We start from the raw sequence: 23,770 nt of genomic DNA, 5'->3' as shown, positions 1-23,770 counted from the left end.
CGCCGCTACGGCCTCGCCGTCTCGTCGGGGTGCAGGGCATCGAGGACGAGACCGAGGCCGTAGTCGAACTCGTCCCCGTAGTCGTAGCCGGGCCTCATGACGTGCTCGGTGGCCAGTTCGGCGAGGTGAGGATAGGCGTCCGCCGGCATGTCCCGCAGGATCGCGCCCGCGACCTCGTCCAGTTCCGCCGCGCCCTTGAACGGCAGGCTCAGCTCCTGGAGCACAAAGCCGTACAGATAGCTGTCGATCAGTGAGACGGCGTGAGCCGTCATCGGGACGGAGAAGCCTCCGGCGCGCAACGCCCCGATGACGGCGTCGTGGTGGCGGAGGGTCGCGGGGCCGGGCCGGGAGCGGGAGTCCATCAGGCCGATCGCCCAGGGGTGGCGTCTGAGGGCGGCGCGGGCGGACTCGCCACGCCGCCGCATGGCGCTCTTCCAGTCGGTGTCGTGCGGCGGCAGTTCGATCTCGCCGAACACGGCGTCCACCATGCCGTCGAGGATGTCCTCGCGGCCCTTCACATGGTGGTAGAGCGACATGGCCTCGACGCCCAGGGGTTCGGCAACGGCCCGCATGGTGAGCGCCGCCGAGCCCTTCTCGTCGGCCACCGCCACGGCCGTACGGATCACGCGCTCACGGCTGAGCGGGACGCGTCGGCCCCTGCGGCCCTCGGGCATCCACCCTCCCTCATTGACTGCCTTACATCATAAGGCTAGCGTACCTTACAACATAAGGTCGGCATGCCGGTGAAGGGGCTGCGCCATGGGCACGGATCGGATGAAGAAGGTCTGCATCGTCGGCGCTTCGGGGAAGCTCGGGCAGTACATGGTCCGGCACGCGCTAGAGCGCGGCTACGAGGTGGTCGGGGTGTGCCGGGAGCGCAGTGTGCCGAAACTGGCCGCGTTCGAGGGGCGGATCACCGTCGTCCCCGGGGACACCGACGACCGGGAGGTGATCCGGCGGGCCGTCGCCGGATGCGACGGCGTGCTGACGGTCCTGGTGCCCTGGGGTGTACGGCAGTACTCGTCCGGTACGGCGCAGGCGGTGCTCGATCACGCGGCGCCGGGCGCGCGGCTGGTCTTCTCCTGCGGCTGGCACATCACACGTGACGGCAAGGACCGGTACTCCCGGCTGTTCACCCTGGCGGTGCGGATCGCGGCCGTGCTGGGCAGGCTCGTGCGGGCCGTGGAGATCGACGACCAGGTGGAGGCGTGCCGGCGGATCTTCGCCAGCGACACCCGCTGGACCGTGGTGCGCGGCAGTTCGCTGGAGGAGGGCGAGAGCCAGGGCCTGCCGGTGTGGAGCCGGCATGTGGGCGACCCGGTGCTGGCAAGCAACCTCACGCGCCGGGTGGACTTCGCACTGTTCATGGTGGAGGCGCTGACCGATGACACGCTCGTCCGGGAGGCCCCGGCGATCGTCGGCTGCCGGACCCCGAGCGCCCTGGCCCACCAGCCCTAGCGGGGGCACCGGACGCCCGGTGCCCCCGCTAGGGACTCAGTCCCCGTCGGGCAGTTCGCCCGAGAAGGCGGCGGCCATCCGCAGCCAGGGAGCCGCCTCCTCCTGGCGCCCCTGGCGTTCCAGGGTGCGGCCCAGCATCAGGTGGGCGTAGTGCTCCACCGGATCGCGGTCGACGATGTGCCGCAACTGTTCCTCGGCGCGGCTCAGTTGGGCCGAGTGGTAGTAGGACCGGGCCAGCAGCAGCCGGGGGCCGGTCTGCTCCGGGGCCTCCTCGACGACCTCGGCGAGGAGCCGGGCGGCGCCGATGTAGTCCCGGGCGCCGAAGAGGAGTTGGGCCCGCTCCCAGCGTTCGAGGGCGGTCTCCTCGTGCGGCGCGCCGGCGCCGTTGTCGAACAGGTGCAGGGCACTGGCCCAGCGGTCGGGCGCGACGCCGTCGTGCGCCGGGTAGTCGTTGAAGCTGTCCGTCGTCATTTCTCAGTCCTCGCTTCCTTTCGCGGCGAGCAGCGACGCGTGGGTCGGGGCGTCCGGCACCTCCGCCGGGCGGTTCTTCGCGAACTCCTCGCGCAGGACCGGGACGACCTCCTCGCCGAGCAGGTCGATCTGTTCCAGCACGGTCTTCAAGGGCACTCCCCCGCCGTCGACCATGAACAACTGGCGCTGGTAGTCACCGAAGTACTCACGGAAGGACAGGGTCTTCTCGATGACCTGCTCGGGGGTGCCGACGGTCAGCGGGGTCTGCGCCATGTACTCCTCCATGGAGATCCCGCCGCCCATCACCGGTGAGTGGTCGAAGAACGGACGGAACTCGCGTACGGCGTCCTGGGAGTTGGGCCGCATGTAGACATGGCCGCCGAGTCCGACGATCGCCTGCTCGGCGCTGCCGTGCCCGTAGTGCGCGTACCGCTCCCGGTACAGCTCGATCAGCTTCTTCGTGTGCTCCTTCGGCCAGAAGATGTTGTTGTGGAAGAACCCGTCGCCGTAATAGGCGGCCTGTTCGGCGATCTCCGGCGAGCGGATGGAGCCGTGCCAGACGAACGGCGCTACGCCGTCCAGCGGGCGCGGCGTGGCCGTGAAACCCTGGAGCGGCGTACGGAACTTGCCCTCCCAGTTCACGACGTCCTCCCGCCACAGCCGGTGCAGCAGCGCGTAGTTCTCGACGGCGAGGCTGATTCCGTCACGGATGTCCTTGCCGAACCAGGGGTAGACCGGGCCGGTGTTGCCGCGGCCCATCATCAGGTCGACCCGGCCGTCGGCCAGGTGCTGGAGCATCGCGAAGTCCTCGGCGATCTTCACCGGGTCGTTGGTGGTGATCAGCGTGGTGGAGGTGGACAGGACGATGCGTTCGGTGCGTGCGGCGATCCAGCCCAGCAGGGTGGTCGGGGAGGACGGCACGAACGGCGGGTTGTGGTGCTCGCCGGTCGCGAAGACGTCCAGGCCCACCTCTTCGGCCTTCTGGGCGATGGCGACCATCGCCTTGATCCGCTCGTGCTCCGTCGGGGTACGGCCCGTGGTCGGGTCGGTGGTGACGTCACCGACGGTGAAGATGCCGAACTGCATCATGATCAGCCTTTCCATGAGGTTGATACATCAACCGACGTCGGCAACGCAGTCCCGGTCCGCCCTATTCCTGCGGCCCGCCGGTCAGTGGCGCGGCGGGTTCCGGCGGGGCCGGATGGTGGCGTTCGGCAGGGCGGGGGCGGGGAGACGTTCGCCGGGGAAGCCCTCGACCTCGCCGAAGCGGTCGGAGGCGGCTTCCCAGTCCTCGCGGGCCCGGACGATGTCGTCATGGCCGCGGCCGACGAAGTTCCACCACATCACGATCTCCCCGTCGAGCGGCACACCGCCGAGCAGGACGGTCCGGGCCGGCGCGTCCGACTCGTTGACCAGCGTGAGGGTGGCCGCGCCCGGGTGGACGTAGCCCAGCTCGGCCGGGCGCAGCGGGGTGCCGGCCAGGCGGATGTCGCCGCTGTCCACGAGCAGGCCGTGCTCGAAGCCGGGGTCCACGGCCAGGGTGAGGGTCGCCCGGGGCGCGAGAATGATCTCGGCGCCCAGCAGGGGCGTGAAGGTGCGCACCGGGGAGGCGACCGAGGCGAGCGACCCGAGGAAGACCCGGATCTCGGCGCCGTCGACCCTTCGGGGTTCGGGGACGTGGTGCTGGAAGTCGCGGGCGGTGTCGCGGTGCTCCTCGGGCAGCGCGACCCACAGCTGGACGCCGTGCAGGACGGTGGTGCCCGGTGTGGAGACCTCGGAGTGGGCGATGCCGTGGCCGCCCGTCATGAGGTTCATCTCGCCGGGGCGGACGAAGGCATGGGAGCCGAGGCTGTCGCGGTGCTCGATCTCCCCGCTGAACAGCCAGCTCACCGTCTGGAGACCGGTGTGCGGGTGCGGCGGGACCCGCATGCCGCCGGTGGCGGCGACGTCGTCCGGTCCGTAGTGGTCGGCGAAGCACCAGGCGCCGATCAGGGTCCGGGCCCGCTGGGGCAGGGTGCGCCGTACGGTCATCGAGCGCGGCCCGCCCAGGGGCACCGCGCGAGGGGTGATCACCTCGACGCGCGGCGGGGCCTCAGGCGCGGTCTCCATATTGCTCACCGAAGCCATCTCCTTCGTTCTCTGCATGGTTGATAGATCATCCACGATCATCGGGGAGGTCGGCACGCAGCGTCTCCAGTCCCGCCCGCAGGGCCGAGGCAAGCTCGTCGGCGGCGGTCAACTGGGCCGCCGAGAGGGGCCCGACGAACAGTTCGCGCACGGCCCGCAGATGAGGAAGGGACGCCCGGCGGAACGCGTCCGCGCCCTCGTCGGTCAGCACCACCTCGGCGCCCCGGCTGTCGGCGGCGCATTCCTCGCGCCGGACCAGCCCCCGACGCTCCATCCGGCCGAGATGATGCGAGAGCCTGCTGCGCTGCCAGCCGATACAGGCCGCCAGCCGGGAGGGGCGCAGGCGGCGGCCCTCCGCCTCACACAGAGCGAGCAGGACCGCGTAGTCGCCGGGCGACAGCGCGGACTCGCCGTGCAGCCGTGAGGCGAGTTCGGAGCGGAGTGCCTCCGTCGTCTCGATGAAGTCGCGCCAGATGCGCAGTTCCTGGGTGGTCGGCAGCGCCCCGCGTCGCCCGTCCATGGCTCACCGTCCTCTTGGTTGACATATCAAGTAGACCGCGTGATGATTGACGCGTCAACCAGATGCCCCTCCGGCCCCTCACGAAGGAAGCCAGCCATGTCAGATCTCGTCTTCGGTCTGGACACGTTCGGCGATGTGCCGCAGGACGACACCGGCGCCCTCGTGTCCGACGCGCGCGCCATCCGGCAGGTCGTCGACGAGGCCGTCCTCATGGACGAGACCGGCGTCGATGTGATCGCCCTCGGGGAGCACCACCGCCCCGAGTACGCGATCTCGTCCCCCGAGACCGTCCTCGCGGGTATCGCCACCCGCACCGGGCGGATCCGTCTCTCCTCGGGCGTGACCGTGCTCAGCTCCGACGATCCGGTCCGCGTCTTCCAGCGCTTCTCCACCGTGGACGCGCTCTCGGGCGGCCGGGCCGAGATCATCCTCGGACGGGGCTCGTTCACCGAGTCGTTCCCCCTCTTCGGCTACGACCTGGGCGATTACGACGTCCTGTTCGAGGAGAAGATCGAGCTCTTCGCCAAGCTGCTGGAGGAGAAGCCCGTCACCTGGAGCGGCACCCAGCGCGCCGCCCTCGACGACGCCGATGTCTTCCCCAAGACCGAGTCGGGTCGGCTGACCACCTGGGTCGGGGTCGGCGGGACTCCCCAGTCGGTCATCCGCACCGCGCACTACGGCTTCCCGCTCATGATCGCCATCATCGGCGGCACCCCGGAGCGCTTCGCCCCCTACGTCGACCTGTACCAGCGCGCCACCGACCAGTTCGGCACCACCGCCCACCCGGTCGGCATGCACTCGCCGGGCTTCATAGCGGACACCGACGAGGAGGCCCGCGAGGTGCACTGGCCGCACTACAAGCTCATGCGGGACCGCATCGGCGCGCTGCGGGGTTGGCCGCCGGTCCGCGAGGAGGAGTACGCGGCGGAGATCGAGCACGGCTCCCTCTACATCGGCTCGCCCGAGACGGTCGCCCGCAAGATGGCCCGCGCCGTCAAGGCGCTCGGCGTGGGCCGGTTCGATCTGATCTACACCGCCGGAGCCCAGCCGGTCAGCGCCCGCCTCCGGTCCGTCGAGCTGTACGGCACCAAGGTCATCCCCATGGTCCGCGACCTCCTCGCCTGAGCCTCGCCTGAACGGAGCAGACATGGCCATCACCGAGTCAGGGACCGTCGGGATCCTGGGCGCCGGGAAGGTCGGGACCGTGCTCGCCCGGCTGGCCGTCGCCGCCGGGTACCGGGTGCTCATCGCCGGTTCCGGCGATCCCGCGCGGATCGCCCTCACCGTCGAGGTGCTCACCCCCGGAGCGGTCCCGGTCACCGCGGAGCAGGCCGCGGCCAAGGCGGACGTCGTCGTCCTCGCCCTCCCCCTGGGCAAGCACCGCAACGTCCCGGCCGAGGCACTGGACGGCAAGCTCGTCGTCGACGCGATGAACTACTGGTGGGAGGTGGACGGCGTCCGCGCGGACCTCACCGACCCGCGCACCTCGTCGAGCGAGACCGTGCAGGCGTTCCTGTCCGGTGCGCGCGTGGTGAAGGCGTTCAACCACATGGGGTACCACGACCTGGAGGACGGGGCCCGGCCCGTCGGCGCACCCGGCCGCAAGGCGATTGCCGTCGCCGGGGACGATCCCGACGACGTCTCGACCGTCTCGCGTCTCGTGGACGCGCTCGGCTTCGATCCCGTGGTCGCGGGCCCGCTCGCCTCGGGCGTACGGCTGGAGCCGGGCACCGAGCCGTTCGGTGCCAACGTCGAGGCGGCGGAGCTGCGGGCGATGCTCCGGCGCTTCCCGGAGACGGAGCGCGGGCGGACGGTCGCGGCGGCGCGGGCGGCGGATCCGGACCTACCGCCTGAGCTGGAGTGATGCGCCGCACATACGTGCAGTAACCACGCGAGCACGTGTTAGCGTCCCGGACCGTGACTTCCCCGGCATTGGGCGCAACCGCACCCGGCAGCACCGCGGTCGACCTCTTCGACGACACCTTCACCCGCGACCCGTACCCGTGGCTGGAGGCGCTGCGCTCCGACGCTCCGGTGCACTTCGACGCGGGCACCGGGCTGTGGCTGGTGAGCCGTCACCGGGACATCCGCCAGGTGCTCCTCACGCCGGGCGACTTCCTGCCGGACAACGCCCAGCACGCCGTCACCCCGCTCTCGTTCGGCGCGCTCAGGGTGCTGGCACGGGCGGGCTTCAACCTCCCGGTCGCCCTGGCGAACAACGGCACCGACACCCACCCCGGGCTGCGCCGGGTGGTCACGCGGTTCTTCAACGCCCAGCGGGTCGCCGCCGCCGTACCCGTGATCGAGCGCATCGCCGACGAGTTGCTGGACGGAGTGGCGGAGCGGCTCGACGGCTCGGGCCGCTGCGATCTGTTCACGTCCTTCGCCCAGGTGCTGCCGTGCCGCGTGCTGATGGAGCTCCTGGGCATCGAGGGCGTACCGACCGCGACGCTGATCCGCTGGAGCGACGCCTCGCTGGAACTGTTCTACGGCCGCCCCGCACCGGAGCGTCAGCTCGAACTGGCGGCGCTGGTGGCCGAGTTCCACCAGTGGCTCACCGAGACGGTGGCCGGCGGGTCGGCCCGCCCCGGCTCCTTCGTGCGGGCCCTGACCGATCACCGGCTGCCCGACGGCGAGCGGCTGGACGTGGAGACGGCCGTCGCCGCGTGCTTCTTCGTCTTCATCGCCGGGCAGTCCACCACCGGCCAGCTCATCGCGACCGTGCTGCGGCACGCCCTGACCGAGCCCGGCATGTGGGCCCGCGTCGCCTCGCAGGACGACTCGGCGCGGGCCTGGGTGGAGGAAGTACTGCGCCGTGAGCCCCCGGTGACGTCGTGGCGCCGGGTCACCGCGCGCCCGGTCGAGCTGGGCGGGGTGGAACTCCCGGCGGGCGCACAGCTACTGCTGCTGCTCCTGGGCAGCGGCTCGGACCCGGAGGTCTTCGACACCCCGGACCGCATGTGCCCGCACCGGTCGAACATACGGCAGCACCTGGCCTTCGGCGTCGGCCGCCACCGCTGCCCGGGCGCGTCCCTGGCACGCACGGAGGCGGCCGTGGCCCTCAGCACGGCGGCCCGCCGCCTGCCGTCGGCGCGGCTCGTGCCGGCGGCGGACGACCCGATGCTCGGCCTGCTGTCGTTCCGCGCGCCGCTGCGGATGACGGTGGAGTCCCGCTGACTCCCTTGCCTACGGGACGAGCGCGTCGACGAATCCTTCCAGCACCTCGGCGACGCCGTCCTCCTCGTTGGAGGATGTGCGATGGCGTGCGGCGGCCAGGACGTCCGGGTGGGCGTTGGCCATGGCGTAGGAGTGGCCCACCGCGGTGAGCATGGGCAGGTCGTTGGGCATGTCGCCGAACGCCACGATCTCATGGGCGGCGATGCCGAGTCGGCCGCTCCAGTCGATCAGGGTGGTCGCCTTGGTGACGCCGGGCGCGCTGAACTCCACGAGGGACAGCCCGGTGGAGTGCGTGGTCTCGGCGGCGGTTCCGGCGGCTCGCCGCGCCTGCTCATAGAAGTCGCCGAGCGGGAGGGTCGGGTGGTGGGCGAGGATCTTCAGCAGGGGGCCGGCCGGGTTCCGGGCCACCAACGCCTCGGCCGTGCCGACGAGTTCGACCGAGTCCGCGCCGAACGACCAGGTCGGGTAGTCCGGTTCATGGCCGAAGTCCCGGTCGTACTCGACGGCGAAGGAGACCCCGGGGACCGCGGCACGCACCCCCGTGACGAGTCGCGTCGCCTCGGCGGGTGACAGCGGTGAGGCGAGGGCCAGGGATCCGTCGGGGGTGTGGACGGCGGCGCCGTTGGCGGCGATCACGTGGTGCGGTCCGATGCTCTCGATCAGCGCGTCCACGACGCGTGACGGACGGCCCGTGACCAGCACGACGGGAATTCCGGCCCGCTCGACCGCGGCGAGGGCGGCCCGGGTACGGGGCGAGAGCGTGCCGTCTCCGCGCAGCAGCGTGCCGTCCAGATCCGTCGCGACGAGTCGGGGCGGGTCGATGAGCAGGCGAGCCGGTGTCGTGGCCACGGCGGCACCTTCTTGTTCGGGTTCCGGAGCTTCGACGACCCAGCCTAGTTGATGCATCATCTTACCGACGGGCACGAGCAGGGAGGGGAACAACACATATGGCCCGCCCCGAAATTCGGGACGGGCCATATATCTGAGCGCCGGGCAGGCCTTGCACCTGCATCTCCCCGCAGGAAGCGGGACGTCTTTCCTTGGACCACCAACGCAGTGCCGGTTGCTTAGCGTTGCGGCGACCGGCTCAAGATCGATCCTACGGTACGACCGGCCGCTCCGCCAAATCGTCGATGGTGGCCCAGCCTGTGGCCGCCACGACCTCCTTGGCGATGTCCACCACGAGCCGTCCGTCGGTGGCCAGCCGCAGGGTCTCCGTCGGCGACCGGTCGTCCAGGAGCCGTGCCTTGCGCAGGCTGCCGGCGATCTCCCCCGCCAGCTCCGAGCCGAGTTCACGGCCGAGCAGGCGTTCCTCGGCCGTGGTGTCGGAGGCGGTCAGCAGCACACGGATGAGGCGCACTCCGGCCCCCATCGCACGTTCGAACATCCCCGTCGCCTCGGGAAGCACGCTCACGGTGTTCGTGTAGATCAGGCGTCGGCAGCCGTGGGCCGCGTAGTTGGCCCAGACGGCGGTCAGGTTGCTCTCGGTGATGGCCGCGCGGTGCGGATCGCCGTCCGGGGCCGGATGGATCTGGCCCATGTAGTCACCCTCGATGACGGCGTGGGCGACCGCGGCGGCCCGCAACTGGGCGGAGACCTCCCATCCCACCGTCGTCTTGCCGACACCTGCCCGTCCACCGATCAGCAGTACTTCCACGTGCTCCATGACGGCAGCCTGCCAGCGGGCCGTGGCGCCACGCGATCCGAATTCAGGCGAATGGGGAAGAGAGAATGGGGTCCCGGCCCAGGGGGTCGGATCGGGACCCCGGACGTCACACGTCTCGGTGCAGCAGGTAGAGAATCGCTGCCCACATCGCGCGAGCGCTCAACGCGGCAACAACCCGCTTGGCCATGTCCGCACAGAGCCCGGTCGTCCTGGTCGACTTGTCGTCGGCCATAGTTTTCACCTCCCATCCGGTTCCCCCCGGCGGCGCGTTCGTCGAACAGCGCGCCGCGGGAGGGTCCCCCCGATCGATGGAAAGCAACTCCGATAGTAGCGAGGCCACTTGGCATGCGCGGCCCTTCGGGCGGATCAGCTCGCCGTCGTCGCCACCGCGATGCCGAAGGCGATCAGCACGACGCCGGTGATGCGCGCGAGCGCTCGGCGGACGCCGGGCTTCCCGAGCAGCGGCCCGGCCCTGGACAGCAGGAGGACACAGCCGCCCAGCCAGGCGCAGGTGAGGGCGACGTGGAGGAGGACCAGGAGGGTCATCGCCCAGGCGGCGGGCAGGGCGGGTGGGGCGAGGGTGGGCAGCAGGGCGGTGTAGCAGACGGCGATCTTGGGGTTGAGGACGTTGCTGATCAGGCCGGTTCGCCAGGGGCCTCCGGCGATCGGCACGGCGGTGTCCGCCGGGGTCGCGTGAGGGTGCTGCCAGAGGGCCTGCGCGCCCAGGAACACCAGGTACGCGGCGCCGAGGAGCTTGACCGTCAGGTACGCCGTCGGCGACGCGGCCAGTACGGCCGCGAGTCCGGCCACCGCCAGCGCGCCCCACACCAGCAGCCCGCTCGCGATCCCGCCCACGGTCCGCAGCGCGTCCTCCGGTCCCGCCAGCAGAGCGCGCCGGGTGACCACGGCCATGTCCGGGCCGGGCACGACCGTCAGCAGCCCCAGGACTCCGAGCGCGGCGGCGAGGTGGGTCAGCATGCCGTGGAGTGCGGGTTGGCGGCGGCACCCTCGGTGTTCAGCAGGACGACCACGGAGGTCGCCGCGAGGCCCAGCGCCGTACGGCGTTCGTCCGCGCCCACGCCGGTGAGGGCCGCGCGCGGACCGGCGAGCGCCGCTGCTCCGCAAGGGCCCGAGAAGACACCGAGTTCGGCCAGCCGGGCGGCCGCACCGGCGCTCTCGGCGTCCGTGACGGCGATCGCCGCGTCCAGCCCGTCGCGCAGGCTGGGCCAGGCCAGGCTGGACGGTGTGCCGCAGTTCAGCCCGGCCATCGTGGTGGCGCCGGTGGTGACGCCGACGGGTTCGCCGTGGCCGAGACTGGCGAGGACGCAGGCCGCGGCCACCGGCTCCACGGACAGGAGCGCGGGCGCCGCCCGGTCCGCGGGGCGGCTGCGGTAGTGGGTGACCACGGCCTGGGCGAGCGATCCGACGCCGACCGGGACGGCGACGAGGTCCGGTGCCGGCCCGCCCAACTGCTCGTCGATCTCCGCACACAGGGTGGAGTAGCCCTCGACGATCCAGCCCGGGATCCGCTCGTACCCCGGCCAGGCGGTGTCCTGGACCAGGACGGCGTCGGGCGCTTCGGCCGCCGCCGCTGCCAGGCGTACGGCCTCGTCGTACGGGCCCGCGACCTCCGTGACCTGCGCCCGCTCGGCGGCGATGGCCTCGACGGCTCGCGGGTGCACGCCCCGTGGGACGAGGACATGGGCCCGCTGCCCCAGCAGCCGTGCCGTGCGGGCAACCGCTCGGCCGTGGTTGCCGTCGGTGGCGGTCACCAGGGTGACCGGGCCACTCGTGTTCCGTTCGGCCAGCGCGCGGTGGACCGCCCAGGACGCGCCCAGCGCCTTGAAGGCGGGCAGCCCGAGGCGGTCCGACTCGTCTTTGACGAAGACCCTGCCGACACCCAACTCCGCTGCCAGTTGAGGTAGTTCGGTGAGTGGTGTGGGTGCGTAGCCGGGCAGGGCCGCGTGGAAGGCGCGGACCTCGGCGGGCGGCGGGGCGCAGCGCCAGGTGCGCGCGCCGGGGTGGGCGAACCATGGGGGTGCGGGGTGGTGTGCGGTCACGTGTCCATGGTCCGGCTCCGGCTCATCATCGGTCCAGCGAATGTTTCCGAACTACAATCGTCGGAGAATCCGACCGATGAGGCTCCGGCGATGTTTGATCTGCACCGATTGCGGCTGCTGCGCGAGCTCAAGCACCGCGGCACGCTGGCGGCCGTCGCGACGGCCCTGTCGTACGCGCCCTCCTCCGTCTCCCAGCAGCTCTCGCAGCTGGAGTCCGAGGTCGGGGTGAAGCTGTTGGAGCCGGTCGGGCGGCGGGTGCGGCTGGCCGAGCAGGCCGAGATCCTCGTCGCCCACACGGAGGCGGTGCTGGAGCGTCTTGAGCGTGCGGAGGCGGACATCGCCGCCTCGCTGTCGGAGCTGACCGGCACCCTGCGTGTCGCCTCGTTCCAGACGGCGGCCCTGGCCCTGGTCCCGACGGCGCTGGGTCTGCTGCGCGAGCGGCATCCGCGGCTGCGCGTGCACGTCACCCAGCTGGAACCGGAGAAGGCGCTCCCGGCCCTCCAGGCCCGCGACTTCGACCTGGTCCTCGCCGAGGAGTACCCGGGCAACCCCACCGCGCGCCCTGCCGGACTCGAAGCGGAGGATCTGCTCGACGACCCCCTCCACCTCGCGACGCCGACAGCGGCGGACGCGGCCGGCCCTACGGCGGCCCTGCGCTCGCTGGCCGATCACCCCTGGGTGCTGGAGCCCGAGGGCACGGCCGCTCGGCACTGGGCCCTGACGCTGTGCCGGAACGCCGGGTTCGAACCCGACGTACGGTTCGAGACGACCGATCTCCTGCTCCACCTCCGCCTGGTCGAGCAGCGGCACGCGGCGGCCTTCCTGCCCCGTCTCGTGTGGAACGGCGGTACACCGACCGTCCCGTTGCGGGAACTCCCGCGCGGGCAGCGCACCCGCCGCGTCCTGACCGTCGTACGGCGTGGCGGCAGCCGCCATCCCGCGGTCGAGGCCTGCCGGGACGCCCTGCGTCATGCGGTCAGGACAGCAGACGGCGGGTCTCGGTCCACAGGAGAAGCCGATCGCGCGTAGGTCCGGGCTTCAAGTGGCTGAGGAGCCGGTCCAGTCGGACTCCGGTCGGAATGGGGTCCGAGTGTGTCGATCACCCACATGCGCAGCGTGAAGTCCTGGTGGATCGCACGGACGCCCGGGACCTCGCCGGCCGGCCGACGGCATAGGCGTGCCCCTGGGCGACGACCCCGCACCGGTGTTCACCGCTCCCCCGATCCGAAATTCGCTTCGTGCCGCGCGTCAGCCGCCCTACCGTGGCGAGGTGACGACTCAGGTGATCATTCTCAACGGCGGCTCCAGTTCGGGGAAGTCCGGGCTCGTGCGGTGTCTTCAGGCCGTACTGCCCGATCCGTGGCTGGCGTTCGGGGTCGACTCGTTCGTGGAGGCGCTGCCCGCGAGCATGCGCTCCTCGGACGGCGGGATCACCTTCGAGGCCGACGGCGGGGTGAGCGTCGGGGGCGACTTCATGGCGCTCCAGGCGGCCTGGGCGGAGGGCATCGCGGCGATGGTCCACGCGGGCGCCCGGATCATCGTCGACGACGTGTTCCTCGGCGGGGCGGCGTCCCAGCAGCGCTGGCAGAAAGCGCTCGGCGGGATCGACGTCCTGTGGGTCGGGGTGCGGTGCGACGCCACCGTCGCCGCGGGCCGGGAGATCGCGCGGGGGGATCGCACCGCAGGGATGGCGGCGATGCAGGCGGATGTGGTGCACCAGCACGTGATCTACGACCTGGAAGTGGATACGACACACACCGAGTCGCTGGAGTGCGCACATGCCATCGCCGCTCGTCTGAGCTGAACAACAAGCAGGTGCAGGCGCAGTTGGCGGCGCTCACCAAGAACCGATCAACACTTCACCATGGGCGGTCCACGTCCCGTCCAGGATTGAGTTGGGCGGCCATCCGTTCGCATATCCGGACGTACGTTCTGTCCGTGAACTCTGATTCTCCCGCGGGCGCCCCGCGGCCCGCCGAGTCCCAGCCCGCCCGCCGCGCCCTGCTGCGCGGCGCGCTCACCGGAGCTGCCGCCCTCGGCGCCGGCCTCACCGTCGGGGTCTCCCCCGCGACAGCCGCACCGAGATCCCGACCACGTCCGGCCACCCCCGCCGAGGCGCTGCGCGAACTGGCCGCGGGCAACGCGCGCTGGCGCGCCTTCCGCGAGAAGCACCCGCACGAGACGCGCGCCGTCCGCCAGGAACTGGTCACCGGCCAGCACCCCTTCGCCCTGGTGCTCGGCTGCATCGACTCCCGTGTCCCGCCGGAACTCGTCTTCGACCAGGGGCTCGGGGACCTGATGACCGTGCGCAGCGCCGGTGAGGTGCTGGACGAGGCGGTGCTCGGCAGTGTCGCGTACGGCGTGCTCGAACTCGACATACCGCTGGTGCTGGTGCTCGGGCACCAGTCGTGCGGTGCCGTGCGCGCCGCGGTCGAGGCCGAGGAGAGCGGCGAGCGGCTCCCCGCGCACATCCAGTACATAGCCGATCAGATCAGCCCGGTCATCGATCACACCAAGGAGGGCGACGCGCGCGTGGACGCGACGATCGACGCCAACGTGCGCCTGGTCCGCGGCCGCCTCGCCGCGGAGCCGGACCTCGCGGCCAAGGTCGCCTCCGGTGACCTCGCCATAATCGGCGCGCGCTACGAACTCACCGACCAACTGGTCCACCGCATCGCCTGACCGGGGTCACGGCTAGTTCGAGGTCGGCTCTGGCACCCAGGGGCAAGGCCCTGGCACACAGGGCACAGTCGGCGGTGTCGGCCCGTGCGATGCTCCTCCCGAAGTCGCTTCATGACGGCTGGTCACGGTGAGGGCTGATCCGCACGGATACGGCCCTTGCGTGCCTTCTGCACGGCGAGGGGTGTGGCGCGTGCGTCTGGCAGGCCGATCCGCAGAGCGCGGACATCTCGATCGACTGCTCGCCGATCTGCGTCAGGGGCTGAGCGGTGTCCTGCTGCTCAGGGGCGACGCCGGTATCGGCAAGACGGCGTTGCTCGACCACGCGGCCGGCGAGGCCGCCGATCTGCTGGTGCTGCGGGTGGCGGGCGTGGAGGCGGAGGCTGGTTTCGCGTTCGCGGCGCTCCAGCGGCTGCTGCTGCCGTTCCTGGACGACCTCAAGGAACCCGGCGCCCTGCCCCCGGCGCAGCATCAGGCGCTGCGGGTGGCCTGCGGACTGGACGACGGACCGCCCGCGGACCGCTTCCTGGTGGGGCTCGCGGTGCTCACCGTGCTGGCGGAGGCCGCGAAGCGACGCCCGCTGCTGGCCTGCGTCGACGACCTCCAGTGGCTGGACCCGGACTCGCTGGGCGTGCTGGCCTTCGTGGGCCGCCGGGTGCACGCCGAGAGCGTCGGTCTGGTGCTCGCGCTGCGCTCCGGGTTCGACGCGCCCGCGGGCCTGCCGGTCACCGAGGTCGAGGGCCTCGCGGCGCCGGACGCGCTGGAGTTGCTGCGGTCGGTGGCCGCCGGGCCGCTGGACACCCGGGTCGGGCTGCGGATCGTGGCCGCGACGGGCGGCAACCCGTTGGCCCTGACCGACCTCGGGCGGGAACTGTCCGCCCGGCAGCTGTCCGGGGCGCTCGCCCTGCCCGAGCCGCTGCCGGTGGGCAGTGGCCTGGAGGAGCACTACCTGCGGCAGGTGCGCGAGCTGCCCGCGCCCACCCGTTCCTGGCTGCTGCTCGCGGCAGCCGAACCGGCAGGCGCCCTGGGCTACATCGCGGCGGCGGCCGAGCGGCTCGGCATCGGCCACGACGCCTCGGGGCCCGCCGAGGCCGTACGCCTCGTGGTGCTGCGCGCCCGGGCCGAGTTCCGGCACCCGCTGGTGCGTTCCGCGGTGTACGCGGGGGCGACCAGCGTCGAGCGGCGGTGGGTGCACCACGCGCTGGCCGAGGTGACCGATCATCTGGCCGACAGCGACCGGCGGGCCTGGCACCGGGCCGCGGCGGCGCCCGGCCCGGACGCCGCCGTCGCCGACCAGGTGGCGCAGGCCGCCGACCGGGCCGGGGCGCGCGGCGGCCACGCGGCCCGCGCCACCTTCCTCACCCGGGCGGCCGAGCTCACCCCGCGCGAGGACGCCCGCGCCCGACGACAACTCGCGGCGGCGGAGGCGGCGTTCACCGCAGGCGCGCCGCTCCAGGCGAAGGTGCTCCTGGACGGCGTCGACACCGGCCTGCTGGACGAGGTGGCCAGGGGCCGCGCCCTGCTGGTGCGGGCCGGAGTCCTCAACAGTCTGGGCGAGCCCGACTCCCACGCCCGCGCGGCCGCCCTGTGCCTGGCCGCGGCGACGGCCATCGGGGCGCGGGCGCCTGAGCTGACCCGGGAGGCGCTGCTGCGAGCCGCCCAGTGGACGCTGACCGCCCGGCACCGGGCTCCGGCGTCGACCACCGCCGAGATCGCGGAGGCGGTACGGACCCGTTTCCCGGCCGCCGGACCGCCCACCCCGCTCGACCGGCTGCTGCACGCCTTCGCCGCCCTCGCCCACGACGGCTACGAACCGGCCGTACCCCGGCTGCGCGAGGCGCTCACCGCCCTGCTCGCCCCGGACACCGCCGACGAAGTGGTGCTGCGCGGCTTCCAGTTGGGCGTCTGGTACTCCACCCTCGTCTGGGACCACGACTCCCGCACCCGGCTCCTGCGGCGCGCCGACGCCGTCGCGCGCCGCACCGGGGCGCTGTGGCATCTCGACACCATCCTGTTCTGCGCCGCCATGGCCGAGACCACCCTCGGCCATCTCGCCGCCGCCGACGACCTGGTGACGGAGAGTCAGCACATTCGTACGGCGATGGGGCTGAGCGGCGCCCAGTGGGAGATCTCCCGGAACCCGGAGTTGCTGGCCTGGCACGGGGAGGACGAGGGGGCGGAGGACAAGCTGCGCCGGTCGCTGCGGACGGCGGGCGCGCTCGGCAACGGCGCGATGGAGTCCCTCGCCCAGAGCGGCGTGGTGGTGCTGGCCCTGGGCAGGGGCGACTACGCCCGGGCCCTGCCCTTCGCGCACGAGATCGTCCGGCACGACGCGCTCGGGCTGCACTCCCGGCTGCTGCCCGCCCTGGTGGAGACCGGCGCCCGCGGTGGTGACCGGGCCCTGGCCGACACCGCCCTGCGCGCCCTCGCGCGCCGCGCCACCGCCGCGGGCACCCCGTGGGCGCTGGGCGTCCTGGCGCGCTCCCAGGCCCTGCTCGCCCCCGCGGAGAGCGCAGAGGCGCTCTACCGCCGGGCCGTGGAGCTGCTGTCCGGCACGGGCACCGACTCCGACCTCGGCCTGGCCCACCTCCACTACGGCGAATGGCTGCGCCGCCGCAAACGCCGCCGGGACGCCCGCGAGCAGCTGCGGGCCGCGCTGACCCTGTTCCGCGCGATGCGGGCCGTCGCCTACGCGGCACGCGCGGCCCAGGAACTGGCGGCCACCGGGGAGCGCGTCGGCCCGGCCCGCACCGGAGAGGGCAGCCCGCTGACCGCGCAGGAGCTGACCATCGCCCGGCTCGCCGCGGACGGCGCCACCAACGCCGAGATCGCCGCCCAGTTGTTCATCAGCGCCAACACCGTCGACTACCACCTGCGCAAGGTCTTCCGGAAGCTGGACGTGACCTCCCGACGCCACCTCGCCCACGCCCTGACGGGCTGACCCGGGTCAGGACTACGCGCCGCTCGTGGTTCGCGTGTCCCCCGGGTCGGACAACGATCGCGGTGCCGCACATCCCCACCGCAACCGGGAGTGATCGCATGCCCTTCGTCACCGTCGCCGACGGCACCCGGATCCACTTCAAGGACTGGGGCACGGGGCGGCCGGTCGTGCTCAGCCACGGCTGGCCGCTCAACGCCGACAGCTGGGAGGCACAGCAGCTCTTCCTGGCCGGCCACGGCTACCGCGTCATCGCCCACGACCGGCGCGGCCACGGCCGTTCCGACCAGCCGTGGCACGGCAACGAGATGAACACCTACGCCGACGACCTGGCCACCCTCATCGACACGCTCGACCTGCGGGACATCACCCTCGTCGGGTTCTCCACCGGCGGCGGCGAGGTGGCCCGCTACGTCGGCCGGCACGGCACCGCGCGCGTCGCCCAGGTCGTCCTGGTCTCCGCCGTACCGCCGTTCATGCTCAGGACCGACGACAACCCGGGAGGCGTCCCCGTCGAGGCGTTCGACGCGATCCGCGCCGGTTCCCTCGCCGACCGTTCGCAGCTGTACCGGGACCTGGCCGACGGGCCGTTCTTCGGCAACGACCGGCCCGGCGCCGAGGTCTCCCAGGGCATCCGGGACGCCTTCTGGAGCCAGGGCCTCCAGGCCGGTCACCGCGGCGCCTACGAGTGCGTCGCCGCCTTCTCCGCCACCGACTTCCGCGCCGACCTGGACGCCATCGACGTACCCACGCTCGTCATCCACGGCGACGACGACCAGGTCGTGCCCTTCGAGGTGGGCGGCAGGGCATCGGCGGCCCGGATCAAGAACGCGGCGCTGAAGGTCTACCCGGGCGCCCCGCACGGCATCACGGACACGCACAGGGACCAACTCGGCGCGGACCTGCTCGACTTCCTCAACTCCTGATCCCCGGAAGGGACTTCGCATGGCTTTCGAACGTCACCCTCGCCGTCGCGTGCTCGGCGGGATGCTCGCCGCGGGCGGCGCCCTCACCCTGGGCACCGCCGCCCCGGCCTCGGCGCACTCCGGCACCAGACCGACCGTCGTCCTCGTCCACGGAGTCTTCGCGGACGCCTCCGGCTGGAGCGCCGTCACCGAGCGGCTCCTGAAGGCCGGCTACCCGGTGATCGCCCCGGCCAACCCGCTGCGCGACCTGGCCGGAGACGCGACGTACGTCCGCAGCGTCATCGACACCCTCCCCGGCCCGCTCATTCTCGTCGGCCACTCCTACGGCGGCGCGGTCATCACCAACGCCGGACGCGACCACGCGAACGTCAAGGCCCTCGTCTACGTCGCCGCCTTCGCGCCCGACGAGGGCGAGAGCGCGCTGGAACTGGCGGGGCGGTTCCCCGGCAGCCAGCTGGAGCCCGCCCTCGTGGGCCGGCCCTTCCCCATCCCCGTTGCGGAACAGCCCGGCCTGGACGGCTACATCGACCCCGCCAGGTTCCACGACGTCTTCGCCCAGGACCTGCCCCGCGCGCAGACCCGGGTGATGGCGACGGCCCAGCGCCCCGGCAGCGTCGACGGCCTCGCCGGACTGAGCGGTGCCCCGGCGTGGAACACCGTGCCGTCCTGGTACGTCCTCGCCACCGACGACCGGGTCATCCCGCCCGCCGCGCAGCGCTTCATGGCCGAGCGCGCCAAGAGCAAGGTCGTCGAGGCCAGGGGCGCTTCGCACGTCGTGATGATGTCCCGTCCGGACACCGTCGTCCGGCACATCGAGGCCGCGTACCGCGCCACCCGCTGAGCATCGAGGAGAGGCCATGAGCACCCCGGACACCATCGTCCTCATCCACGGCTTCTGGGTCACCCCGAGGAGCTGGGAGCACTGGATCACCCACTACGAGAAACGCGGCTTCCGCGTCCTCGCCCCCGCCTACCCCGGTTTCCTGGCGGAGGTGGAGTCCCTCAACGCCGACACCACGCCGATCGAGAAGGTCACCGTCGCGCAGATCGTCGAGAGCCTGGAGACCCTGGTCCGCGGCCTGGACAAGCCGCCCATCCTCATCGGCCACTCCGCCGGGGGCGTGTTCGTGCAGCTGCTGCTCGACCGCGGTCACGGCGCGGCGGGCGTGGCGATCAACTCCGCACCCACCGAGGGCGTCGCGGTGGTCCCGCTGACCCAGATCAAGTCGGCCTTCCCGGTGCTGAAGAGCCCGGCGAACCGGCACCGCGCGGTCGGCCTGACCTTCGACCAGTGGCACTACGCCTTCACCAACACATTCCCGGAGGAGGAGTCCCGGGCGCTGTACGAGCGGTACGCGATCCCGGCCTCCGGCGCCATCTTCTGGGACAGCGCCCTGGCCACGCTGCGCCCCGGACACCAGAGCACGTACGTCGACTACCACAACGACGCCCGCGCACCCTTGCTGTTCATCTCCGGCGAGAAGGACCATCTGATGCCGCCGAAGGTGCAGCAGTCCAACGCCCGGCACTACAAGTCGAACACGGTCACCGAGATCCGGGAGTTCGCGGGAATGCCGCATCTGCTGCCCGCGGCCCCCGGCTGGGAGGAGGTCGCCGACCACGCCCTGGACTGGGCGCTGGCACAGGCCCGCTAGACCGTCACGCCGGGGCGGCAGGGCCTTGCCGCCCCGGCACGGGAAGGAGTTCGTGCATGACCGAGGTCCGCATCACCCACATCGGCGGTCCGACGGCGATGATCGAGGCGGCCGGCTGGCGGCTGCTGACGGACCCGACGTTCGACCCGCCCGGCCGCCGCTACTCCTTCGGCTGGGGCACCTCGTCCCGGAAGACCGCGGGCCCGGCCGTCGACGCCGCCGGACTCCCGCCGCTGGACGCCGTACTCCTCACCCACGATCACCACGCCGACAACCTGGACACGGCCGGACGGTCCCTGCTGCCCACCGCCGGCCTGGTCCTCACCACCCCGGCGGGCGCCCGCCGCCTCGGCGGCAACGCCCGTGGCCTCGTCCCGTGGACGACCCGGCGGCTGGAGCACCCGGACCGCCCCACGATCGAGGTCACCGCCACCCCCGCCCGCCACGGCCCGCCCCTGTCCCGCCCGGTCGTCGGCGATGTCACGGGCTTCGCGCTGCGCTGGGCGGGCCAGCGGCACGGCGCGCTGTGGATCTCCGGGGACACGGTCCTGTACGACGGTGTCCGCGAGGTGGGCCGGCGCCTGGACGTGGGCACGGCGCTCCTGCACCTGGGCGGCGTGCGCTTCCCGGTGACCGGCCCGCTGCGCTACACGCTCACCACGCCGAGAGCGGTGGACCTGTGCCGCGTCCTCCGCCCCCGGACAGCCCTGCCCGTCCACTACGAGGGCTGGTCCCACTTCCACGAGGGCCGCCGCACGGTCGAGGCCGAACTGGCGAAGGCCCCCGCCGACATCCGCGCACGCTTCCACTGGCTTCCGGTCGGCTCGGCCGCGGAGATCCAGGTCTGACGGCGTCCGCGGACCGCCTGCCACCTGCTGTGCCGACGGACTATTCTCCTACCGCACGAGCACGTCGGGGGCGGGGGACGCATGAGGTTCGTCTTTGTTCACGGGACCGGTGTCCGTCGGGAGCGGTTCGACGAACTGTTCCGGCAGGTCGAGGCCGGGTTGCTGATGCGGTTCCCGGAGGCGGAGGTCGAACCCTGCTACTGGGGAACCGAGTTCGGTGCCACGCTCCATGCCGGGGGCGCGTCCGTGCCGGGCCTGCGGCCCCTCGCGGCGGCGGACGTCGAGGACGATCCCGAGACCGCCGAGTGGCTGCTGCTCCTCACCGATCCGCTCTGCGAACTGAGGGTGCTGGCCGAACTCGGCGGCGGGAGCGGCGAGGACGACGAGGACGACGGCGCCGAGGTGTTCCGGCTGCCGGGACTGCGGTCCGCCGGTGAGGCGGTGCGGGACTGTCTGGGCGAACTGCCCCGCGACCTCGATCCCGGCGACGAACTCGCCGTACTGCTGCGGGAGACCGGGCTGGCCGACGGCTACCGGTACGCCCTGGACACCGTGGCGGACTCCGACGAGTTCCACGACGCGGTGCTCGCCGCCGAGGACGACGCGACGGCCGCCGAACTCGTCCGGCTCACCGGCCGGGCCGTCGTCGCGGTGCTGCTCTCCGAGGCCCGGGACACCACCCTGTGCACCGGGGACGAGCGGGACAAGCTCGTCGACGTGCTGGGCGACCGCCTGGGCGGCATCGGCCGCGGGGTACTGACGCGCACGGCGGGCGTGCTGTTCAAGCTGGCGCAGCGGCTGACGCCGCAATCCGTGCTGGACGGCAAGCGGGGCGAGGTCACCTCCGACAAGGCGTCCGAGATCGGCGACATCCTGCGCTACCAGGCCCGCGGCGAGCATCTGCGCGCCCACCTGGAGAAGGTGATCGGCCGGAGCCCGGAACCCCCCGTCCTCATCGGCCACAGCCTCGGCGGCATCGCCCTGGTCGACACCCTCGCCCTGGCGGCCCGGCGCCAACCACCGCTGCCGGTACGCCTGTTGGTCACGGTGGGCTCCCAGGCCCCGTTCCTGCACGAACTCGGCGCCCTCGCCGGACTGGAGCCGGGAGCGGCACTGCCCTCCGGCTTCCCCCCGTGGCTGAACATCTACGACCGCAGGGATCTGCTGTCCTACCTCGCCGAGCCCGTCTTCCCGGACGACGCCCGGGTCACCGACCACGAGGTCCGGAGCCGCCAGCCCTTTCCCCTCTCGCACAGCGCCTACTGGCGACTCCAGCCGGTCTTCGAGCGCATCGCGCAGGCGCTGCGGTGACGGCCCCGCCCCTCGCCGCCGAGCCACCGATCGCCCCGGAGCGCACCTTCGCCCTCGTCGTCGGCATCGAGTCCTACGAGATCAACACCGGCCTGGACCTGTCCGGCCCGGCCCGCGACGCCGTCCGCTTCGCCGACTGGCTCACCGGCACGGCCGGCGTCCCGCAGGACAACTTACGGCTGCTGCTGTCGCCGCTGGCCGGGAACCAGGCCGGCACGGCGGCGAAACCGGCCACGGGCAAGAACGTCATGGACGCACTCTTCGAGGACCTGCCGCGGTGTGACGGTGACCTGCTGTGGATCTACTGGGCGGGACACGGCTTCCTCGACCCCCAGCACCAACTGCTGCTCCCCTACGCCGACGCCACGGCCGGTGCCACCACCCCTCTCAACCTCACCTCGGCGCTGCACTGGTGGCGGTCCAGCAGAGTGCGCCGGGGGCGCTTCCGTCACCTCGTCGCCATCGGCGATGCCTGCCGGATCGACACGCGGCAGGCCAAGCTGGATTTCGTGAAGGTCGAATACCCGGTCGGCCTGCCGACGCCCCAGCGCGAGCAGTTCGTGCTGTATGCGGCACGGCCGGGCGAGACAGCGCGGAACCTCACGGAACTACAGGCCGGACTGTTCACGGACACGCTGCTCAAGCGCCTGGAGGACCGGTCGGCGGCGGAAGCGGTCCGGGATCTCGTCGGCATCGCCCAGGCCGTACAGGGCGACTTCGCCATGATGAAGGCGAACGGCACAGCGTGGCAGGAGCCGCAGTTCGAGATCGCCAGGTCCTGGGACGGATCGCCCCTGTACGGGGACCACTGGACGGACTCCACGGCACCTGTCGGCGCGCCCGCCCTCGACCACACCGCCTGGAAGGAACTCGGGCAGGTGCTGACCGGCTGTCAGACACCCTCGTACACCTACGAGGCCTACCGCTGGGCCTTCGAGGTGACCGGCTGCGTCCCGCCCGCCGAGCACAAGCTGCCGTCACCGCACCTCACGGAGATCGTGCGCGACCTCGACCACCGCCAGGGAACGAGCCGCGCCGTCCCGCTCGCGCTGCCGTTCATCCAGCACCTGGCGTCCCGCTCCCGGCGCCCCGAGTGGGCGGCGGACGCGCAGGCATGGGTCGACCGCACTCTTGAGCGCCTCGGCGCGGACCCCCTTCCTCCCGCTCCCCCGCAACCCGCCGAACGGCCCGCGCTGCACATCCGCCTCACCCCCGACGGCGACGACGACTTCTGGCTCCAACTGTGGTCGTACCAGGATCGTTTCGAGAACGTGGGCGACTACGAGGAGCCGATGGGGCTGGCAGCCGTACGCACCGTCCTCGGCAACCACCTGCTGGCCCACCGTGCGTCCATGCCGCAGCGGATCGAGTTCCACGTCCCGTACGAGCTGCTGGAGGAACCGTTCGAGACCTGGCAGGTCCCCACCGGACGCGGTGACCGCACCACACCGCTCGGCTGCCGGTACGAGGTCGTGCTGCGCTGCCCGGAGGAGCGCCTGGGACTGGCCGAGGACCCGTGGCGGACTAAATGGGAGTGGTACGAGACCCATGGCGGCCGGCACCCGGACGCCGTGCACGAGGTCGGTGACGCGGATGTGGCCGAGGGCCTCGCCGACGAACTGCAACTGGACGCGTCGCCGGTCTGCGTACTGGCCGACGTGACCGGCCCCCTGGTCATGGACGCACTGGGTGCGGTACTCGACGGCGGCATACCCATCGCCGTCTGGCCCCGCTCCTCCCCCGCCCCGGACGAATCCCTTCGCAAGGCGCTGGGCGCGGAGGAGCCGGACGTGCTCGATGTGGCGGCACTGCCGGACGCGCTCAGGCGCCTGCGCGTCAAGCGCCGCCCGCTCGCCCTGCTCTGGGACGACCCCGGGCGCGTTCCGGCGAGGCGGTCGCTGTCCTCATGAACCGGTCGTCGAGCCAGCAGTCGA

24 protein-coding genes are annotated in these 23,770 nt (G+C 72.3%); 14 read left to right on the top strand and 10 right to left on the bottom strand.

The genetic code is table 11. The features are described from left to right. Positions 1-5: 5 nt before the first annotated feature. Positions 6-674 (bottom strand): TetR/AcrR family transcriptional regulator, encoded by a 669-nt coding sequence (locus STRCI_RS37855; RefSeq protein WP_269663520.1) that lies wholly within the window; start codon positions 672-674, stop codon positions 6-8. An 85-nt stretch (positions 675-759) separates the two neighbouring features. Between STRCI_RS37855 and STRCI_RS37850 the strand changes: the two genes are divergently transcribed. Next, entirely contained in the window at positions 760-1,458 is a 699-nt protein-coding gene (locus STRCI_RS37850) for an NAD(P)-dependent oxidoreductase (RefSeq protein WP_269663519.1), read from the top strand. 36 nt (positions 1,459-1,494) lie between these two features. Here STRCI_RS37850 and STRCI_RS37845 read toward each other — a convergent pair whose 3' ends face one another. From STRCI_RS37845 to STRCI_RS37830, 4 genes are all read right to left on the bottom strand, one after another. Then, positions 1,495-1,929 (bottom strand): tetratricopeptide repeat protein, encoded by a 435-nt coding sequence (locus STRCI_RS37845; RefSeq protein ID WP_269663518.1) that lies wholly within the window; start codon positions 1,927-1,929, stop codon positions 1,495-1,497. Between the two features lie 3 nt (positions 1,930-1,932). Further along, positions 1,933-3,015 (bottom strand): LLM class flavin-dependent oxidoreductase, encoded by a 1,083-nt coding sequence (locus STRCI_RS37840; protein WP_269664749.1) that lies wholly within the window; start codon positions 3,013-3,015, stop codon positions 1,933-1,935. 84 nt (positions 3,016-3,099) lie between these two features. Next, on the bottom strand, positions 3,100-4,038 hold the full coding sequence (locus tag STRCI_RS37835; protein ID WP_269663517.1) for a pirin family protein: 939 nt from the start codon (positions 4,036-4,038) through the stop codon (positions 3,100-3,102). Positions 4,039-4,084: 46 nt separating this feature from the next. Then, a complete protein-coding gene (locus STRCI_RS37830; protein ID WP_269663516.1) occupies positions 4,085-4,576 on the bottom strand; it encodes a MarR family winged helix-turn-helix transcriptional regulator in 492 nt (163 codons plus the stop codon). Between the two features lie 96 nt (positions 4,577-4,672). On the opposite strand from STRCI_RS37830, the gene STRCI_RS37825 reads away from it, so the two are divergent. From STRCI_RS37825 to STRCI_RS37815, 3 genes are read left to right on the top strand one after another with little or no spacing between them, the layout of a single operon-like run. Continuing rightward, a complete protein-coding gene (locus tag STRCI_RS37825) occupies positions 4,673-5,701 on the top strand; it encodes an LLM class flavin-dependent oxidoreductase (protein ID WP_269663515.1) in 1,029 nt (342 codons plus the stop codon). Positions 5,702-5,723: 22 nt separating this feature from the next. After that, complete coding sequence (locus tag STRCI_RS37820) at positions 5,724-6,440, top strand: NADPH-dependent F420 reductase (RefSeq protein ID WP_269663514.1); 717 nt, start codon at positions 5,724-5,726, stop codon at positions 6,438-6,440. Between the two features lie 53 nt (positions 6,441-6,493). Beyond that, the gene (locus tag STRCI_RS37815) at positions 6,494-7,753 is read left to right on the top strand and encodes a cytochrome P450 (RefSeq protein ID WP_269663513.1); all 1,260 of its coding nucleotides are present in this window, start codon (positions 6,494-6,496) and stop codon (positions 7,751-7,753) included. Positions 7,754-7,762: 9 nt separating this feature from the next. On the opposite strand, the gene STRCI_RS37810 is transcribed toward STRCI_RS37815, so the two are convergent. The 5 genes from STRCI_RS37810 to STRCI_RS37790 form a co-directional block, all read right to left on the bottom strand. Beyond that, positions 7,763-8,602 carry an HAD family hydrolase gene (locus STRCI_RS37810; RefSeq protein ID WP_269663512.1) on the bottom strand — a complete coding sequence of 280 codons (840 nt, stop codon included), beginning with the start codon at positions 8,600-8,602 and terminating at the stop codon, positions 7,763-7,765. 250 nt (positions 8,603-8,852) lie between these two features. After that, positions 8,853-9,419 carry a nucleoside/nucleotide kinase family protein gene (locus tag STRCI_RS37805; RefSeq protein ID WP_269663511.1) on the bottom strand — a complete coding sequence of 189 codons (567 nt, stop codon included), beginning with the start codon at positions 9,417-9,419 and terminating at the stop codon, positions 8,853-8,855. Between the two features lie 106 nt (positions 9,420-9,525). Next, complete coding sequence (locus tag STRCI_RS37800) at positions 9,526-9,651, bottom strand: hypothetical protein (RefSeq protein ID WP_269663510.1); 126 nt, start codon at positions 9,649-9,651, stop codon at positions 9,526-9,528. Between the two features lie 134 nt (positions 9,652-9,785). Beyond that, positions 9,786-10,397, bottom strand: a complete 612-nt coding sequence (locus STRCI_RS37795; RefSeq protein WP_269663509.1) for a LysE family translocator — start codon at positions 10,395-10,397, stop codon at positions 9,786-9,788. After that, positions 10,391-11,479, bottom strand: coding sequence for a diaminopropionate ammonia-lyase (locus STRCI_RS37790; RefSeq protein WP_269663508.1), 1,089 nt, complete (start codon positions 11,477-11,479; stop codon positions 10,391-10,393). The genes STRCI_RS37795 and STRCI_RS37790 overlap by 7 nt, the downstream gene beginning before the upstream one ends. Positions 11,480-11,569: 90 nt before the next feature. Between STRCI_RS37790 and STRCI_RS37785 the strand changes: the two genes are divergently transcribed. From STRCI_RS37785 to STRCI_RS37740, 10 genes are all read left to right on the top strand, one after another. Further along, entirely contained in the window at positions 11,570-12,508 is a 939-nt protein-coding gene (locus tag STRCI_RS37785) for a LysR substrate-binding domain-containing protein (RefSeq protein ID WP_269663507.1), read from the top strand. Between the two features lie 241 nt (positions 12,509-12,749). Next, a complete protein-coding gene (cpt, locus tag STRCI_RS37780) occupies positions 12,750-13,283 on the top strand; it encodes a chloramphenicol phosphotransferase CPT (RefSeq protein ID WP_269663506.1) in 534 nt (177 codons plus the stop codon). Between the two features lie 134 nt (positions 13,284-13,417). Continuing rightward, the gene (locus STRCI_RS37775) at positions 13,418-14,161 is read left to right on the top strand and encodes a carbonic anhydrase (protein WP_269663505.1); all 744 of its coding nucleotides are present in this window, start codon (positions 13,418-13,420) and stop codon (positions 14,159-14,161) included. A gap of 190 nt (positions 14,162-14,351) precedes the next feature. After that, positions 14,352-17,099 carry a helix-turn-helix transcriptional regulator gene (locus STRCI_RS37770; protein WP_269663504.1) on the top strand — a complete coding sequence of 916 codons (2,748 nt, stop codon included), beginning with the start codon at positions 14,352-14,354 and terminating at the stop codon, positions 17,097-17,099. 98 nt (positions 17,100-17,197) lie between these two features. Then, complete coding sequence (locus STRCI_RS37765) at positions 17,198-18,022, top strand: alpha/beta fold hydrolase (RefSeq protein WP_269663503.1); 825 nt, start codon at positions 17,198-17,200, stop codon at positions 18,020-18,022. 19 nt (positions 18,023-18,041) lie between these two features. After that, the gene (locus STRCI_RS37760; RefSeq protein WP_269663502.1) at positions 18,042-18,863 is read left to right on the top strand and encodes an alpha/beta fold hydrolase; all 822 of its coding nucleotides are present in this window, start codon (positions 18,042-18,044) and stop codon (positions 18,861-18,863) included. Positions 18,864-18,879: 16 nt separating this feature from the next. Continuing rightward, a complete protein-coding gene (locus tag STRCI_RS37755) occupies positions 18,880-19,677 on the top strand; it encodes an alpha/beta hydrolase (protein WP_269663501.1) in 798 nt (265 codons plus the stop codon). Between the two features lie 56 nt (positions 19,678-19,733). Continuing rightward, the gene (locus tag STRCI_RS37750; RefSeq protein ID WP_269663500.1) at positions 19,734-20,525 is read left to right on the top strand and encodes an MBL fold metallo-hydrolase; all 792 of its coding nucleotides are present in this window, start codon (positions 19,734-19,736) and stop codon (positions 20,523-20,525) included. Positions 20,526-20,606: 81 nt separating this feature from the next. Continuing rightward, the gene (locus tag STRCI_RS37745) at positions 20,607-21,836 is read left to right on the top strand and encodes an alpha/beta fold hydrolase (RefSeq protein ID WP_269663499.1); all 1,230 of its coding nucleotides are present in this window, start codon (positions 20,607-20,609) and stop codon (positions 21,834-21,836) included. Further along, entirely contained in the window at positions 21,833-23,746 is a 1,914-nt protein-coding gene (locus STRCI_RS37740; RefSeq protein ID WP_269663498.1) for a VMAP-C domain-containing protein, read from the top strand. Before STRCI_RS37745 ends, STRCI_RS37740 begins: the two co-directional genes overlap by 4 nt. Positions 23,747-23,770 lie beyond the last annotated feature (24 nt).

Origin of the sequence: Streptomyces cinnabarinus (assembly GCF_027270315.1) — a bacterium.
Taxonomy (GTDB): Bacteria; Actinomycetota; Actinomycetes; order Streptomycetales; family Streptomycetaceae; genus Streptomyces; species Streptomyces cinnabarinus.
The sequence above is the reverse complement of the archived record's forward strand: the minus strand, read 5'-3'. Positions and strand labels throughout refer to the sequence as shown.